This window comes from Mucilaginibacter straminoryzae, from assembly GCF_022953055.1.
GTDB lineage: Bacteria > Bacteroidota > Bacteroidia > Sphingobacteriales > Sphingobacteriaceae > Mucilaginibacter > Mucilaginibacter straminoryzae.
Map to the genome: position 1 here is coordinate 112,718 of NZ_JALJEJ010000003.1, position 16,794 is coordinate 129,511.

The window sequence follows — 16,794 nt, forward strand, 5'->3', positions numbered from 1 at the left end:
GTTAAATGATTGTTACTTGGTACCTGGCACTATTACCCAGGTATTAACGGTATTGTATGCCCCTTGAAGCACAATTTTATAAAAATTGGAAGGGTGTTGTTTTACATCAACCAGTGCGTGGCCATCCTTCACGTTGGCTTCACCAAAATAGAAATATTCATCTTTACCGCCGGTTTTAACGTTATTGGTGGTGCTACCCCATATTTTAACTTTTCCTTCTGGCGTGAAATGACTCCAGCTTAAACTGATAGTACCCTGTATGTAAGTTGCTTTTGCATTCGCGATGGATACCGGACCAATCAATGGTATACCGTCTACTTCGCGTCGTGTAGAATCCGGAATATTTACTTTTAAAAAGCGCGCCAGTGTAGGCATAATGTCAACAATAGCTGCATCGCCGGATTGTGCATAGCTGTTCAGGTTGTGGTTGTTGGTAATCATCCACGTAGTCCGCTGGCGGTCTGATTGCCCCCCGTGATTGTGGCCTGCTTTTTCGTCCCGGCCGTGATCGGTAGTCACCACCAGCAGCCAGTCTTCATGATATTGCTTTTTACGGTAGTTGATCGCCTGGTAAAGGCTTGTCAGTTGCTGATCCAGTTTTTTAACTGCTTCTTCCATCTGCGGGCTGTCGCCATACATGTGCCCCATATCGTCTGTATACTCCAGGTATACCCATGACAGGTCTGGTGCTTTTGTTTTGATCGCTTCAGATGCTTTAGATATTACCTGCTCGTCAATCCGGTGCATAAAGTCGCGCTGTTTATCATGCTTAAAATGGATGGTGTCCAGCTCATAGCCATCAGCAAAATCGTTAACTTTCAGCTGACCTGTCTGCGGTAAGTTATCGCCAACCAACTTGGTTCGGTTGTCTGTCCAGCTCGAATAAACGCCGATCTTTTTTTGTGGGTACTGATCTTTAAACAAACGGAAGATTGTCGGGTAATGGTAGTTAGGCTCTTTAATATCATTATCGGGCACGTTATGCTTGTTCACCCAGGTGCCGGTAAGCAAGCTGTTGTAACCTACTGCAGAAATGGTAGGCGTTTCATTGTAGGTTCCCCTATCGCCGCCAACGTGCAGTCTGATGTAAGCGCCTTCATTGATGATCTGCTGCATGCCGGGCAGTTTCAATCGTTCGATAACGTCTGCCGGGATACCATCTGCAATCACAAAAACGGCTTTCTTAACCTGTGCTAAGGCCGGTAAGCAAAACAGCGAGATAATTAATACTGATAGTTTTTTCATGGTGATAGAAAAAGGGAGCTGCGTGATGTATGCAGCTCCCTAATATCGGATGATTATTTTAAGATGTACATCTTACCGTTGATGTCGTCATTACCGCCATATTGGCTATTAAGCGCATCTGTGTAGTTTTTTGTATTGGCTGTACGTTCTGCCGATGGGTATTGGAAACGCCATGCGATACGCGCACCGTTACCTGTACCAGGGCCGGTAGTAAATGTTGGCACACCGGTACGGCGATAGGTGAAGTATGATTCTAAACCCGAATGGCGGAATAAAGCCAGGTATTTCTGTTGCAGAATCTTGGTTAAACCAGCTGGGTCATTAGTGAATTTCACGGCCGACTGCGCATAGTAGTTATTAAAGTTGGTGTTGATGGTATAAGTGTCGTAGTTGGCAGGATTAATTACGCTGGTAGACCCTGGACGGTAGAAATAAGCGGTAAAGCTACCATTCTCTGGAATACCGTAAGATGCCATAGAGGCTTTAATGCCTGCAATGTAATAGTCCTCTGTGCTGCCAACTGCCCATCCGCGCCATAATCCTTCGGCAATATTAAACATTTGCTCGGCATAACCAATCTGTATGCTCGGCTCGCCGGTGTAAGTTGAATAATAGCGTTTACGGTTAAGGAACGAGTATTTTTGCTGACCAGCATTGTTGTACATCACCCCTAAGTCCAGACCTGGATCGGCGCCAACAAACGAAGCAAAATCTGTAGGGCTTTGTTTTTGATTATCCACAAGGTAACGTGAAGGCTCTGCGGTAACAAACACGCGTGGGTCTTTCAGTTGGGTAAGCAAGCCTACGTAGGTAGACGACATGTTTTTGCGTGAACCACTTTGACCAAAGTTATCCGGATTTTGCGGATAGTAGTTCTGCGAAATAGTACCAATAAAGTTGTATTGCAGGTTATCTGCGGCACTAGTCATCAGCGGATATTTAGACGGATTAGTGAAGATGCTTGCAAACTGCTGAGGAATATTCAGGTCTGTATCTGAGGCAACTTTACTTAATTGGATCAACAGACGGATGTGCAAAGCGTTAACCACTTTTTGCCATTGCGCCAGATTGTTGCCCAGGAATATATCGCCGGCTAATGTATTATCGCCTTTGGCAATTAAAGCTGCCAGATCTGTATTGGCGCTTTCCAATAAGCCAAGGCATTGTTTCATTACATCCTTCTGTTTGTCATAAACAGGGTTGAGTGCATTAAGCCCTTGTAATGCCTGCGACATCGGGATATCCCCCATCTCCAGACTCATTTTGCTGAAGAAGTACGCACGGAAGAACTTGCCCAAGGCACTGTATGGGTTAACGGTACCCGAGCCACCTTTGATAGCCTGGTCTTCCATCGCCTGTACGTTTTTTAAAACGGTATAGTAGTCATCGCCAGAACCGAAATCATAGCGGTTGTTACCATAATAATCGTAGTTATACAGGTAATATTGGCCATAAATCTCGTTTTGCGAATCCGGTAGATCTACCATTGAATTCTCTACACCTGTAAATAACAGTGATGCAGGAACGCTCGTTGGTTTGTTTTTATTCTCACTAAGCTCTTCAAAGCTTTTTTTGCAGCCCGACGCTCCGATGAGGATCATTGCGGGCAGAACAAATTGATATATCGCTTTTTTCATGATTTTACTCTTGGTAATTAGAATGACAGATTGAAGTTAAATCCATAACTGCGTATTGTTGGCGACTGTAACCCGGTTGATGAGGTTGCATAATTGTACTGGTCCAGGTCTACGTCTTTAAAGCGCTTGTCTTTATAGAAATACAGCAGGTTACGACCGTAAACAGAGAACGCAGCCTTTCTGATAAAGCTCTTTTGCAGCCATTGGGTTGGAATATCATAGCTTAAAGTAACCTCGCGCAGTTTAGAGAAGGTTTTGCTCATCAGGTTAGCTTCGTCTGCGTTATAGTATTTACTTACATAATCCTGAACAAAAGCTGTCTGTTTATTGGCGGCAAACTGTGGTGCTTTGTCATAACTTACAGCACCGGTTTGTGAGTTGTAAGTGATATTAGCGCCGTTGGTAATTACTACGCCCGGGCCAACATAAGAACCGTTATAACCACTTACGCCAAAGTTTTTCCAATCCTGGTAACGCGCATCGCCAAGAGCACCTTCCGCGGTTTCTATGTTTGCACCACCACGCATGGTTTTGTTGTGCATATAATCTACAATCACGCCGCCAACAGAACCATCAAACTGGAAACCAAGGGCGAAGTTCTTATAGCTTACTTTGTTATAAACGCTCCACTGGTATTTGGCATTCATGTTACCCAGGTACTGGCGTACAGGATTAATCAACGGTTTGCCTGCAGCATCGTTAATGATCTGTCCGTCGGGAGATCGTACAAATGCGCTACCATACAGTTTATCGGTACGGTCGCCGTTATGGAAGAAGGTTTGATAAACGTCTTGTCCCGGTGGCAGTTCTTTAAATACCTCTTTGTAAGTAGATACGTTTACCAATACATCCCAGCTAAAGCCGCCCAGATTTTTGATAGGTGAACCATTTAAAGAGCCTTCGTAACCTGTCTTTTTAGTTTTCAAGGCGTTAAGATATTCTGTAGTATAACCTGTTGCTGTTGAAATAGCGTTAGGTAAAATACGAGGACCGTCTATGTATTGGAACGCTGTTCCGCTAAAGCCTAAACGGTTTTTCAGGAAACGGATGTCAAAACCTTCCTCGTAATTCACACGGGTGCTGGTCTTAATGCCATTCTGATACAGGTAGTTAGAAGCGTAACCTGCAGTTTGGTTGTTATATGGCTTACTTGTAGAATAGGAAGTATTCAGCGAATAATCCGGACCGTTATAAGGCGAAGTATAAGCCGCACCATATCCCAGCGGATTTGTGAACAGAGATGAACCTGTGCTGCCCCCGAATGTAGTGATTGAGTTAAACGGTGCAGGGCCTATGGTGGTAGAAGTAGCGTCGGAACGGATATTGGAGTATGAAGCCCTGCCTTTTAGGAAAGTGATAAATTCCGGCAGTTTTACCCAATCAGAGATAACCGTAGCAACTGACAAGCTTGGGTAATAGTAAGTTGTAGGCACCTGGAATGCTGATGATTTATCAACCCGGCCGGTACTTGAAATAGTAGCATATTTACCGAACGTGGCATCTAACGAGTAATAGGCGCTCATCACACGCATGTCTGAACTAAAGCTGGTAGATTGTACCGGGTTCTTAGAGTTACTGAAAGAATATACACCAGGTACGTTCAGGTAATCTGTAGATGTCCAGCTGGAGTTATAGGTGAAGTTACGAAGGTTGCCACCAACAGTACCAGATAAGTTAAGGAACTTCTTAACGGTGTAATCATAGTTCAACATCAACTCATTATTGTTGTCGAACAGGTTACGGCGGTCTTCACGGTAGTCGCCCTGGTTGCCTTCACGTCCGTAAGGGTGGGCAGAGAACGGCATTTTCTCGGTACGCAGGATGTCATAGGTATCGAACTGAGAACGCAGGGTTACGTTCAGATTACTGTTGATCTTATAGTTTCCTGACAGGTAACCATACACGTCATTCTTGTAGTGTCCGCGTGTCCATTCTTTCACCATGAACCATGGGTTGTGGTAGCGGGTATATTCTTCAAACTGCGATTGAACGCCTACTTTACCAGGTTGCCAGATAGCTTTAATATCCGGAGAATTTACGCTCCAGTCTGCGCCGGTCCAGATCGCCAGGTTATAGATCAAACTGTTAGGGCCGTATTGTACGTCTGGGAAGTTATCAGTGTTCTGACGGTTGAAGTTAACGTTACCCTCAAATTTCCATTTCGATGTTGGGGTAAATGAGGCGTAGAAGTTTCCGTTAAAGATATCCAGGTATTGTTCGGGGATATAGCTTTGTTGATGCTGTTGTGAAACCGAAAACCTGGTGGTATAGTTCTCGCCTGTTGATGATAACGCGATATTATTATTGGTTTGATAACCGGTTCTTAAGAAGTTTTTCAGATTGTCTGTACCTCTGGCTGTCCATGGTGTTCCCTGGCGAACGCCGTTGATAACGGGGCTGTCATATTGAGGGATTAATTGGCCGGCAAAGTACGGTCCCCAGATATCATAATCAGAGTCTACACCACCTGGTGCACCACCTTTACCATCCACAAATTCATAAAAAGCATTTTCACCCGGACCGAATGAATGCTGAACGCGGGGAAACGCCAGGAAGCCGGTATTGATTACTGTACTGCTGTTAATATCTACCGTAAGGCCTTTTTTGTTTTTGTTACCTTTTTTAGTGGTGATCAGTATCGCACCATAAGAAGCGCGGTTACCATAAAGCGCGGCAGCAGCAGGGCCTTTCAAAACGGTATAAGTTTCAATATCGTCAGGGCTGATATTATAGGTATCAGTGTTGATCGGAATACCGTCTACTACATATAATGAAACAGTATTACCGCGTATGCTTACGTTAGGTGTACCTAACAACTCTGCAGAAGGGCCGACTGACAAACCAGCCACTTTACCAATAAGGCCGGTTACCGGGTTAGGGTCGCGGGCTAAGGTTAAGTCCTCACCGTTTACCGTTTGCAGGGCGTAACCAACACGGCGGGTTTCTTTTTTAATACCCAGTGCGGTTACCACCACTTCGTTTAGTGATTTGGTATCTGCACGCAGGGAAATCGTAAGCGGACGGCTGTCCGTTACCGTTACTTGTTGGGTAATGTAGCCCACAAAGCTAACGCGCAATACAGTACCCCGCGCGGCTTTAATAGAAAAGCGGCCATTGAGATCTGTCGTAGTGCCTTTTGTTGATCCTGAAATGGTGATGGAAACGCCCGGAAGGGGTTCGTTTTTTTCGTCCACAACGGTACCGCTGATTTGATTTTGAGCAGAAACCGTAAGGGAAACAAAACAGAGCAGCAACATTGCCACTGCCCTGATTCGCAAGTAAAATTGTTTCATTTGCTGTAAATGTTAGGGTTAAGCATTTGCAGCAATATTAAACTTTGTTCATTATTTGTAAACAAAGTTTGCGTTAAGATTAGTTTATGATTTAGGGGGTGATTAAAATTATTGTAAAAGAGAAATAATAATGCAGTGATAATACGCTTACAAAAACTTAACCTTAAGCATTAATAGAACGATGTACTAAATGCTGATAAGCTTTCTCTTTCAGTTTTTCGATATTGTTTACCGGTACGTCCGATTCTTTTGCCAGATCGTCCCAATGTCTCATGCGTATAATCAGGGCCGAATCCGGATGGGTTTCAAATGCTTCGGCTTCATCGGCAGACATCACCCCTCCCTGAAATTCCAGGGTTGCTTTGCTGGCCGGCGATAATTGCGCGTAGTATTCAGGGTGTTTATAAGTAAGGTATCGTTTCGCTTCTACATGGCTTTTTACTAGCGAAGCAATACGCGGCGAAAATCCCTTTTGTAGTAAATACTCTTCGCCCAGTTTTTCATGGTCTACATTACCCATGCCATTCATGCTGCCCGCTTCACCGGCATCTGCACAAAGGTGGCCGATATCATGAAAGAAAGCGGCGAGGATCACCTCGTCATCATAACCTTCGGCTTCGGCCAAAGCTGCCGCCTGCGACATGTGTTCTATTTGCGAAACCGGTTCTCCGATATAGTCCTCATCGCCGTGCTTCTCGTACAAGTCAAAAACTTCGTCAACAATTTGTTTAAGTTCGGGTCTGTCTAAATCCATAGTGTTCAAATAACACCTAAAGTTAGCCAGGCACATGTTATCGGCTTATTAATAAATTATCATCAAATTTGAAGAGGTTAAAACTTTTGCAATTCTTATTTGCCCGTTTGTAACTTAATTTATTAATTCGGGAACCAAACAACCACAATGGAGGAAGATATACTTATCCAGATCAGTAACAGGATAAAAGAAAAGCGCCGCGAGAAAAATATCACTGTTCATGAACTGGCTACCAGGGCTAACGTAAGCAAAAGTTTAATTTCGCAAATAGAGAACTCGCGTACCGTACCATCGCTCATCGTATTGATTGATATTATAAAAGCATTGGATATAGACCTGAACGTTTTTTTTAAAGATATACGCCCTGCTTCCGACTATCCCGTACTGGTTAAAAGAAAAGAAGAATACGAGTCTTTTGAAAAAGAGAATGCTGAGGGCTTCCTTTACCAACGTATTTTTTCCAAAGTAATTAAATCCTCTACGGTTGACATTATTCTGCTCGAACTGGCTCCCGGCGCTAACCGGCCGTTAATTGAAACCAAAGCTTTCGAATATAAATATGTACTGAGCGGAAAAGTAAAATACCAGTTTGAGAATGAGCACTACGTATTAAACGAAGGCGACTCTATTCTATTCAACGGCCTTTTGCCGCATACACCTTATAATATAGGCAGAAAAACTGCCCGGATGATTGTGATCTATTTCTTTGAAGATAGTATCCAATAATCTTCACGATCTTTTAATATTGATTTTGTTTAATATTAATAAACAGATTTTAGTATTGCTAAACAATAGCAATACTAATGAAACCGATAAAACTGGTTGTTTTTGATTTAGCGGGCACTACAGTTAAAGATAAAGCCCATGACGTTAGCCGTGCGTTGATCAACGCGATGGAGACTTACGGATATACCGTCTCTTTTGATGATGTAGACCCGATTATGGGTTACCAGAAAACAGTAGCTATTAAAATGCTGCTGGATAAGCACGAACCGAACAGCGATAAGGTTACGGTTGAACTGATCAACCAGATCCACGAAACCTTTGTAGAAATGATGCTGGCGCACTACCGCACCAGTCCGGGCATCAGTTCTCTGCCACAGGTAGAGGAAACTTTTGAGGCCTTGCATCAACTTGGAATTAAAGTTGGCCTGGATACGGGCTTCACACGCAATATTGCGGATGCGATTATCGGCCGTCTTCAATGGCAGGAGAAAGGATTGATTGATTACGTGATCGGTTCTGACGAGGTTGAACAAGGTCGCCCTTATCCTTTCATGATCCAAAAGCTGATGTATTACGCGCAGGTGGAAGATCCGCAACAGGTAGTAAAAGTAGGTGATACCGCTGTGGATATGGAGGAAGGATTAAATGCCGGTTGCAAACTGGTTGTCGGTGTAACTACAGGTATCTATTCGCGCGAGGAACTGCTGAAGGCTTCGCCCCACCATGTGATCGATAACGTTGCTGATATCCTGGAACTGATTAAGGCAGAATGAAACCCATTACCGCGTTTCTAAAGCGTAAAGTAGCGCAACTTCCCTACAGTGTGCTTTCTGTACTGGCGGGTGTGGCGGCTTTTGGCGCCTATACGTCTATGTATGCTTTCAGAAAGGCCTTTACAGCAGCCACGTTTAGCCATCAGCAATTTCTGCATATGGATTATAAAGTACTGCTGGTGATTGCGCAGGTGATCGGCTATACCTTAAGTAAACTATACGGAATAAAATTTATAGCAGAACTAAATGCCGCCAACCGCGGCAGGTATATTTTAATCCTGATTGGTATCAGTTGGCTGGCGTTATTAGCATTCGCTGTGGTACCCCCACCCTACAACATCGTCTTTTTATTTATCAACGGATTTCCGTTAGGTGTCATCTGGGGTTTGGTATTCAGTTATTTGGAAGGCCGCCGCTCTACCGAATTTATGGCGGCTGTGCTTTCCGTCAGCCTGATCTTTGCTTCCGGTTTCATTAAAACCGTTGGACGAACATTCCTATCGGTTTTTCATATCAACGAATACTGGATGCCATTTTTAACAGGGGCCGTATTCGTATTACCTTTATGCTTGTTTGTTTACTGCCTTGAACTGATTCCGCCGCCCACGGCGATGGACGTTCAGTTACGCTCCAAACGGCAGCCCATGAACGCGGCTGAGCGTAAAGCTTTTATCCAGCGTTTTTTACCCGGTATTGTACTCACGCTTGTGATCTACCTGTTGCTGACCATCATGCGCGACATCAGGGATAATTTTGAAGTAGAAATCTGGGCCAGCCTGGGTATTAAAGATAATACCATCTTCACCCGTACAGATTCTACGATTTCTATAATTGTGTTGGTGATCATGAGCTTACTGATCCTGGTGAAGAATAACCTGAAAGCATTCGCACTGATCCATTGGATGATTATTGCCGGCTGTTTGAGTGCAGGCATTGCTTCGATTTTATTTCATTTTCATCAGATCAATGCGGTCACCTGGATGACGATAACCGGCCTGGGGTTATTTATGGGCTATGTGCCTTATAACGCTATTTTTTTCGAACGTTTAATTGCTTCGTTCCATTACAAAAGCAATGTTGGTTTTATTATGTATGTGGCAGACTTTACCGGCTACCTGGGCAGTGTCAGCATCCTGATCCTGAAAGAAACCGGGCATACCTCTATTTCATGGGGAACGTTTTTTGGGCAGGCTGTGATCTGGATGGCGGTAATCGGCGGCTTAGCTGCTTTATCCTCACTTATTTATTTTATGCAGTCGGCGCACCGGCAAAATAAAGACAAATCTTCTTCCTTAAAAATTTCAGCAGTATGAGCAATAAGTCGGCAATAATCATAGGCGCAGGCATTGTAGGCCTCGCCACCGCAAGGGCTTTGGCGGTTCGTGGTTACCGTGTAACCGTGTTTGAACGCAACGAACAGGCTGTAGGGGCTTCTATCAGAAATTTCGGCATGGTATGGCCAATCGGACAAGCTACCGGGCAGCTGTTTGAACGTGCGATGCTTTCGCGAAGCATCTGGAAGCAGGTTTGTAACGAAGCCAATATCTGGCATAATGAAACAGGTTCATTGCACCTGGCTTACCATGACGATGAATTAGCGGTAATGCGCGAATATGCAGCCATTAACCACGAATACCGAAACTGTGCGCTGCTGAATCCGGCGGAAACACTTGCGAAATCTCCGGCGGTAAATCCAGACGGACTTAAAGGCGCGCTTTGGAGTGGCGAAGAAATGATCGTAGAATCCAGGGTCGCCATAGGCCAAATCGCCGCTTACCTGAAAGAAAAGTATGCCGTAGACTTCCATTGGAATACCGCTATCACCCGGGTGGAAACTTCAGCAGTCTACAATGCCGGACAAAAGTGGGAAGCCGATGAAATTTACGTATGCAGCGGCGCCGATTTTGAAACACTCTATCCAGAACTTTTTTTGGAAGCCGGTATCACTAAATGTAAGCTGCAGATGATGCGTTTAACCGCCCAGGAAGATAACTGGCGCATAGGCCCGTCGTTGTGTGGCGGTTTGTCTATGATCCACTATCCCGGATTTAAAGCAGCACCTTCGCTTTCAAAATTGAGGGAGCGATATGAAAGCGAATTTGCCGAATACCTAAAATGGGGAATCCATGTAATGGTTTCGCAAAACGCAGGCGGCGAGCTTACCATCGGCGATTCGCACGAATATGGTTTGGTGCATGATCCGTTTGATAAACAGTTTATCAACGATATGATCATCAGCTACCTGAAAAGTTTTGCCACTTTTAAAGACTGGCGTCTGATCCAGTCATGGCATGGTATCTACCCTAAAATGCTGAACGGTGCAACAGAGTTTATTGCAAAACCGGCCCCCGGCGTAACCGTGATAAACGGTATGGGCGGCAATGGCATGACGCTTTCTTTTGGCCTTTGCGAACAATTGATAGCAGGCCAGCTTTCCGTATAAAAAATAATCCCCGGGTATTTACCTCCGGGGATTATTGCTATAAACAGCTGTTTATCGTACTTCTTTCTCTTTCAGGTGCTTGATAAGCGCAGCCGGGTGATCTGTTTGCAAACCGTCAAAACCTAATGACAAGGCACTGTCCCAGTGTTCGTCTTCATCGTGGCTTTGAACATCCGGCCAGATTTGCAAATGATGTTCGTGTACCATTTTTACTACTTCCGGGGTATAATCTTTCCAATCGCCGTCTAGCAGATCAGGCTTTGCATTACTCAGAAACTCCTCAAGTTTTTCGGCTGTCTTTACATTCCCTGGTAGGCTAAGCATTAACGGCATAGCCGGTGCAGCCTTTCGCCATTGCTTCAACTGCTCTTCGCTGTTGATATAGACAATCACCTGCTTTTCCATTCCAAACTTTAACAGCATCTGGTAGACCGCAAATGCAGACGCATTCTTAAAATCGATATAAATATAAATGCGGCTTTTACAGAGTTTAAGAATCTCTTCAAAGGTTGGAATGTGGTAGGTTTTCTTATCCAGGCTATCGCGGCTTTTTACCTCTAACTGTTTTATTTCGGCCAGTGTCAGGTCTTTAATCTGTCCTTTGCCGTTTGTCACCCGGTCTACTGCCCCGTCGTGCATGCTTACCAACGCACTGTCGCGTGTGGTCCTTAAATCAATCTCTACATAATCAACCCCGTTCTTGATTGCCTCGGCATAAGCTTCCAGCGTATTTTCCGGGAACTTCACGTGATCGCCACGATGGGCGATTACCGTAAAACGGTGCCTCGGTTTAGGCAACGGATTTGATTGTGCTTTGGATTGAAAATTGAAAGTACAAAGCGCTAATAAAGCGAAAGCAGATTGCTGCACGCTGCGGTTTAAATGCGAAAACATAGTAACAGATATAGAATTTGAAGAAGCCGAAAATAATCAAGTGATATTACCGGGATGTTCAGGAAAGTTTAATGGATGATTAATTGCGTTCAATAATTTACGGCAACATCCATGGCTGAACCTTCTTCAAAATCTATTGCTGATACAGATCAGGCCTTTTTTACAAATTCTGATTTTAAAGCCATCGCACCGAAGCCGTCGATTTTACAATCGATGTTATGGTCGCTGTCAACCAGGCGGATGTTTTTAACCTTTGTGCCTGCTTTTATACTTTGTGAAGATCCTTTAACGGGAAGATTTTTTATTGTGATAACCGTATCGCCATCCTGCAGTACATTACCATTGCTATCTTTTACTACAAAACCGGTTTCGGCGTCAGCAGCTTCTTCTGCGTTCCATTCGAAGCCGCATTCCGGGCACACCAGCAGATTATCCATTTCGTAGGTATAAGTGGATTTACACTGCGGGCAGGGACTTAATTCTAACATGTTTATTTTTTTGCAAATATACCATATTAGCGTAATATATATCGCTTATTGTACTTATCAGAGGCGTTGAAGTCCCAAATCACATTCTTATTATAAGACTAATGACATAAAAAATTATTTCAAGCCAATTGGATTTGCGTTTGTTAGGTTTGTAAGGTTTGACAAATAAAGCAACATATGATTACGATGCCGTTGTGGTAGGCTCTGGCCCGAATGGACTTGCTGCGGCTATTGTGCTACAGCGCGAGGGATTGTCTGTATTATTGCTCGAAGGAAAGGAAACCATCGGCGGCGGCCTGCGGACGGCAGAGCTTACCCTACCGGGCTTCAAGCATGATATGTGTTCGGCCATTCATCCGCTTGCTGTTGGTTCACCCTTTTTTCAAACACTTCCTTTAGAGCAGTTTGGGCTGAAATACATTTATCCCGAAGTTAATGCTGCGCATCCTTTCGATGGCGGAACAGCGGCGATACTTACCAATTCCTTACAGGAAACCGCGGCATTACTGGGCGTCGATAAGGATCGTTACCTAAAGCTTTTAGGTCCGGTAGTTGCCTCATGGCCGGGATTGGCGGCTGATGTTCTGGGCCCATTACGCTTCCCTAAACATCCGTTAGATTTAGCCAGTTTTGGCTTAAAAGGTTTACAATCTGCTACTCGACTTGGCAATACTTTTAGCACGCCCGAAGCCAGGGGGCTTTTTGCGGGGATGGCCGCACACGCTATCCAGCCGCTTTCTAACTTGGCTACCGCCGCTGTTGCGCTGGTATTAATGGCGAATGGTCACTTAAAGGGATGGCCGCTGCCAGAGGGTGGCTCGCAGCAAATTGCTGATTCATTAGCTGCCTATTTTGTTTCGCTTGGCGGAAAAATTGAGACCGGCACCTACATCACCGGTATAAAGCAGTTGCCATCTTCAAGGGCTCTGCTTTTTGATGTAACGCCCAAGCAACTGTTACAGATTGCAGGCGAAAGGTTTTCAAGCATTTACACCAGGCAGTTGCAACGTTACCGCTTTGGTATGGGTGTTTTTAAGATCGACTGGGCTTTAGATGGACTTATTCCCTTTACTGCCGAGGGGTGCCGGAAGGCTGGTACCGTACACCTGGGCGGAACGTTAGAGGAAATTGCGGCAAGTGAACTGCAAACCTCCAAGGGCGCTCATCCCGACCGTCCTTTTGTGCTACTTGCACAACCTTCGGTTTTTGATCATACGCGCGCACCCGAAGGGAAGCATACGGCATGGGCTTACTGCCATGTGCCTAACGGATCTACCCGGGACATGACCGCAGCAATAGAAGATCAGGTAGAGCGTTTCGCACCGGGTTTTAAAGAGCGCATATTGGCAAAACATAGCTTTAATACCATGCAGATGGAAGCTTACAATCCTAATTATATCGGCGGCGATATCAATGGCGGTGTGATCGATATTACCCAATTATTTACCCGGCCAGCCTTACGTTTATCGCCATATCGCACTTCTGCAAAAGGGTTGTACATCTGCTCTTCCTCAACCCCTCCCGGCGGTGGTGTACACGGCATGTGCGGTTATCATGCTGCTAAGCAGGCGCTGAAAGACGTATTCCGGTAAGATTAGCCACCGGCTGCCGGAGGCGGACCGCCAAAACCGCCAGGTCCACGCATACCACCCGGGCCATCACCCGGCGAGCCGAAAGGTCGTTTACCTGCAAATTTTTGCAGCCGTAGTGTGAAGCTAAGCAGGAAGTAACGTCCTAACCTGTTTGATTCGCTTTGGGTAATGTAACTGCCGGTTTGCGTGGTGGTGAAACCGGTATTCTGGTTAAACAAGTCGAATGCAGACAAGCGCAACGTTCCAACATTTTGTTTCAGGAAACGCCGCTCAACGTAAGCATTTAAAATATTAGGATTGGTAGCTCCCTGGTAACCCTGATAAATAACCTTCGAAAAATCGTAACTCAGTGTCCAATCTTTAAAGAAGTAATTTTTACCAGAAACCCCCAGCGTAATCGTCCTGAAATTATTATTTATATTATTTGTTGACAGTGAGTTATCAGTCTTTGTTAAACTGTAACTCGCATTGGCTTCCGCATCAATTACATCGGTAATGTCAGCGCGAAAACGTGCACCCTGGGTTAGTATCAGATTTTTAGCGATATTTTTCTCACTACGCATTGCATAATCAACGGCACTTACGTTACTGATATAAGAGATGTTGTTGTTATAGGTCACATTACCATTCAGGAACAAAGTATATTTACGTTTCTCCCATGGCTTTGCCCACATGTATGAACCCGTTGCAGAATAAAAGCCGGCGGCGTTCAAATACTGCGTTAGAATAGTTCCCGCGAGTTTGGAATTTGGGGTATAAACCGAAGGATAGGTAATGCTGTTAGCGACAATCTTATTATTGGTTTGGGTAAAGGAAAGGTTACTGAAGAACACATTCCCCGTCTCGAAACTGAATTTATTATAGCGCAGCGAAAGCACATTGTTAAACTCGGGTTTTAGATATGGATTGCCCTGAATGGGATAAGATGCACTTGAGAAATCTATAACTGGTTGCAACTCGCTGTAAGTAGGCTGGTTGTTCGATCCATTGTAGTTTAAAACGAATGACTGGTTACGGGAGAAGTTATAGACCATCCGCGCAAACGGAGCAAAATTATAAGTGGTATTGCGGGTATCCAGGCCAGTAGTGACCGAATGACCAATTAAAGTGGCGGGCTGCGCAGATACCCCAAACGAATAATTGTATTTCTTCTCGATAAAGCGATAATTCAACCCGAAACGATTGGTGACAAATGTGTAATAAAAATCGTTGCTTAATAAGTTATACCGGTTTCGGTTTCCGTTCGCGGTAAGGGTATCAGTCTCTTTGTCAGAAGTTGTTTTTGAATATTTATATGCATAAGTAGCTTCCAGGTAACTGCGCTTGCTTAATGGCTCGATATAAGATAAGGTGGTTCCAACGCTGTCCAACTTTACGTCTGTACTAATCAATTGATTGGCCGGTGCAGTAGCAATGCCCGCTAAGTAATTATAAACCGGGTTTTGTGTTTGGGTAAGCCAGGTAGAACCGCCACTGGCACTAATACTGAAATTTCTGCCGTGCGAATTAAACCGGTGGTTATACAATACGGTACCGCCGTAATTAGGCGAGGTGGAATTTAAGGTAGAATTAAGATTATAATTAGTAAGTACAGATCCGTTCCTGGTTAAGTTGCTCGATTGGGTTTGATCTGTATTTACACCCGCGTAGGTTAAATTCGGTGTGATTTTTAAATAATTAATCGTGTCTATCTTATACTCCAGATTAAAGTTAAATCGGTGGTTGGTTTTACCATCTGTCTGGTTATTGCTTACATTATTAACGCTTGGCGATGTTAAGGAGTTATTGGTTTGTATGCTGGAGCTGATGGTATTGGTTGTATTGTCAGCGAAACTGTAATTGCCGTATACTGTCACTTTCTTACCCCATTGATCGCGATAGTTTAACCCTATTGAGCGGGCGGTAGTAATGCCGTTAGTGTTTGAGCTGCTTCCTGCTCCGGGAGGCGGTCCACCCGGCCCTCCGCCCCTCGGGCCGCCAGATCCAAAACTAAACAGACTGGTGTTGGTATTGTTAAAATTAGCCAATGCTGCAATTTGCCTGTCGCCATTAAAGCTGAACAAGTTTGCAGAAGCAACATACCTGTTATCCTCTCCTTTTTTCAAAACGCCTTGCTGCGCATCCCCGCCCTCGCCGGCAGTCGCCTGTCCAAAATAGCCATAGTTTTTATCCGGGCGTATATTGATGTTCAGCACTTTCTCAGGATCCCCGCTCTTGATCCCAGTCAGGTTGGCCTGATCGCCATAATCATCTATCACCTGGATGTTTTGAACCAATTCTGCAGGCAGGTTCTGGGTAGCTGTTTTTACATCACCCCCAAAAAAGTCCTTCCCGTTCACACGCACCTTGGTGATGGTTTTTCCCTGGGAAGTAACGTTGCCGCTTTTATCGACATCCACACCTGGGAGTTTCTTTAGCATATCTTCCACCGGTGCACCCTGGCGCACTTTGTAAGCGTTGGCATTAAATTCAACCGTATCTTCTTTTAATTTAACGGGATTTACATCTACGATGTTTACTGTATTCAGCAACGTGCTGGAGGTTTTTAGCATAACCGTACCTACAGAAAAAGAGGGGCCGGTTTGCGATACAACAAAGCTATTGCTGTAAGATTGATAGCCCAATGCTATTATTCGCAATTTAAACTGCCTGCTTTTAACAATGCTGAAACTAAAGCTTCCGTTGGTATTGGTAACGGTAGAGGTGCTATCTATACCTGTAAAGAGTTTTACTACTGCCCCGGGTACTGCTGCGTTGGTGGTATCTTTTACAATCCCGGAAACAGAGGTTAGCGTTTGTGCAACACTGCATTGGCTTATTGCGGTAAATATCAGCGTTAGAATTACAAACACGCTAACCACGTGTAAAATCTGCTGGTTTTTCTTTTCCATACCACAAGGGTATAGATTACATTACGGCACTGAAAATAAAGTATACCAAGCAGTTAAA

Annotated in this window: 12 protein-coding genes; 5 read left to right on the forward strand and 7 right to left on the reverse strand. The window is 44.5% G+C overall.

From position 1 onward, the window contains the following. Nucleotides 1-12: 12 nt before the first annotated feature. The 4 genes from MUY27_RS07705 to MUY27_RS07720 form a co-directional block, all read right to left on the reverse strand. On the reverse strand, nucleotides 13-1,245 hold the full coding sequence (locus MUY27_RS07705; protein WP_245129425.1) for an alkaline phosphatase family protein: 1,233 nt from the start codon (nucleotides 1,243-1,245) through the stop codon (nucleotides 13-15). A 53-nt stretch (nucleotides 1,246-1,298) separates the two neighbouring features. After that, on the reverse strand, nucleotides 1,299-2,882 hold the full coding sequence (locus MUY27_RS07710) for a SusD/RagB family nutrient-binding outer membrane lipoprotein (protein ID WP_245129426.1): 1,584 nt from the start codon (nucleotides 2,880-2,882) through the stop codon (nucleotides 1,299-1,301). 17 nt (nucleotides 2,883-2,899) lie between these two features. Next, nucleotides 2,900-6,175: a SusC/RagA family TonB-linked outer membrane protein gene (locus MUY27_RS07715; RefSeq protein WP_245129427.1), complete on the reverse strand. Its 3,276-nt coding sequence runs from the start codon at nucleotides 6,173-6,175 to the stop codon at nucleotides 2,900-2,902. A 163-nt stretch (nucleotides 6,176-6,338) separates the two neighbouring features. Continuing rightward, nucleotides 6,339-6,929 (reverse strand): phosphonate degradation HD-domain oxygenase, encoded by a 591-nt coding sequence (locus tag MUY27_RS07720; RefSeq protein ID WP_245129428.1) that lies wholly within the window; start codon nucleotides 6,927-6,929, stop codon nucleotides 6,339-6,341. A 147-nt stretch (nucleotides 6,930-7,076) separates the two neighbouring features. Here MUY27_RS07720 and MUY27_RS07725 point away from each other — a divergent pair, with 147 nt between their 5' ends. The 4 genes from MUY27_RS07725 to MUY27_RS07740 all read left to right on the forward strand — a co-directional run bounded on the left by MUY27_RS07725 (nucleotide 7,077) and on the right by MUY27_RS07740 (nucleotide 10,871). Continuing rightward, complete coding sequence (locus tag MUY27_RS07725) at nucleotides 7,077-7,655, forward strand: helix-turn-helix domain-containing protein (RefSeq protein ID WP_245129429.1); 579 nt, start codon at nucleotides 7,077-7,079, stop codon at nucleotides 7,653-7,655. 77 nt (nucleotides 7,656-7,732) lie between these two features. Then, nucleotides 7,733-8,428, forward strand: coding sequence for an HAD hydrolase-like protein (locus MUY27_RS07730; RefSeq protein ID WP_245129430.1), 696 nt, complete (start codon nucleotides 7,733-7,735; stop codon nucleotides 8,426-8,428). Beyond that, nucleotides 8,425-9,741 carry a DUF5690 family protein gene (locus MUY27_RS07735; protein ID WP_245129431.1) on the forward strand — a complete coding sequence of 439 codons (1,317 nt, stop codon included), beginning with the start codon at nucleotides 8,425-8,427 and terminating at the stop codon, nucleotides 9,739-9,741. Before MUY27_RS07730 ends, MUY27_RS07735 begins: the two co-directional genes overlap by 4 nt. Further along, complete coding sequence (locus MUY27_RS07740; protein WP_245129432.1) at nucleotides 9,738-10,871, forward strand: TIGR03364 family FAD-dependent oxidoreductase; 1,134 nt, start codon at nucleotides 9,738-9,740, stop codon at nucleotides 10,869-10,871. The genes MUY27_RS07735 and MUY27_RS07740 overlap by 4 nt, the downstream gene beginning before the upstream one ends. Nucleotides 10,872-10,922: 51 nt before the next feature. Here MUY27_RS07740 and MUY27_RS07745 read toward each other — a convergent pair whose 3' ends face one another. Continuing rightward, on the reverse strand, nucleotides 10,923-11,765 hold the full coding sequence (locus MUY27_RS07745) for a glycerophosphodiester phosphodiesterase family protein (protein WP_245129433.1): 843 nt from the start codon (nucleotides 11,763-11,765) through the stop codon (nucleotides 10,923-10,925). A 149-nt stretch (nucleotides 11,766-11,914) separates the two neighbouring features. Continuing rightward, the gene (locus tag MUY27_RS07750) at nucleotides 11,915-12,253 is read right to left on the reverse strand and encodes a zinc ribbon domain-containing protein YjdM (protein WP_245129434.1); all 339 of its coding nucleotides are present in this window, start codon (nucleotides 12,251-12,253) and stop codon (nucleotides 11,915-11,917) included. A gap of 158 nt (nucleotides 12,254-12,411) precedes the next feature. Here MUY27_RS07750 and MUY27_RS07755 point away from each other — a divergent pair, with 158 nt between their 5' ends. Beyond that, nucleotides 12,412-13,845, forward strand: coding sequence for a phytoene desaturase family protein (locus tag MUY27_RS07755; protein ID WP_245129435.1), 1,434 nt, complete (start codon nucleotides 12,412-12,414; stop codon nucleotides 13,843-13,845). 2 nt (nucleotides 13,846-13,847) lie between these two features. On the opposite strand, the gene MUY27_RS07760 is transcribed toward MUY27_RS07755, so the two are convergent. After that, nucleotides 13,848-16,736, reverse strand: a complete 2,889-nt coding sequence (locus tag MUY27_RS07760; protein ID WP_245129436.1) for a TonB-dependent receptor — start codon at nucleotides 16,734-16,736, stop codon at nucleotides 13,848-13,850. Between the last annotated feature and the right edge of the window lie 58 nt (nucleotides 16,737-16,794).

Coding starts and splice junctions, on each gene's coding strand:
- MUY27_RS07705 (WP_245129425.1), bottom strand. CDS start 1,245: ATGAAAAAACTATCAGTATTAATTATCTCGCTGTTTTGCTTACCGGCC.
- MUY27_RS07710 (WP_245129426.1), bottom strand. CDS start 2,882: ATGAAAAAAGCGATATATCAATTTGTTCTGCCCGCAATGATCCTCATC.
- MUY27_RS07715 (WP_245129427.1), bottom strand. CDS start 6,175: ATGAAACAATTTTACTTGCGAATCAGGGCAGTGGCAATGTTGCTGCTC.
- MUY27_RS07720 (WP_245129428.1), bottom strand. CDS start 6,929: ATGGATTTAGACAGACCCGAACTTAAACAAATTGTTGACGAAGTTTTT.
- MUY27_RS07725 (WP_245129429.1), top strand. CDS start 7,077: ATGGAGGAAGATATACTTATCCAGATCAGTAACAGGATAAAAGAAAAG.
- MUY27_RS07730 (WP_245129430.1), top strand. CDS start 7,733: ATGAAACCGATAAAACTGGTTGTTTTTGATTTAGCGGGCACTACAGTT.
- MUY27_RS07735 (WP_245129431.1), top strand. CDS start 8,425: ATGAAACCCATTACCGCGTTTCTAAAGCGTAAAGTAGCGCAACTTCCC.
- MUY27_RS07740 (WP_245129432.1), top strand. CDS start 9,738: ATGAGCAATAAGTCGGCAATAATCATAGGCGCAGGCATTGTAGGCCTC.
- MUY27_RS07745 (WP_245129433.1), bottom strand. CDS start 11,765: ATGTTTTCGCATTTAAACCGCAGCGTGCAGCAATCTGCTTTCGCTTTA.
- MUY27_RS07750 (WP_245129434.1), bottom strand. CDS start 12,253: ATGTTAGAATTAAGTCCCTGCCCGCAGTGTAAATCCACTTATACCTAC.
- MUY27_RS07760 (WP_245129436.1), bottom strand. CDS start 16,736: ATGGAAAAGAAAAACCAGCAGATTTTACACGTGGTTAGCGTGTTTGTA.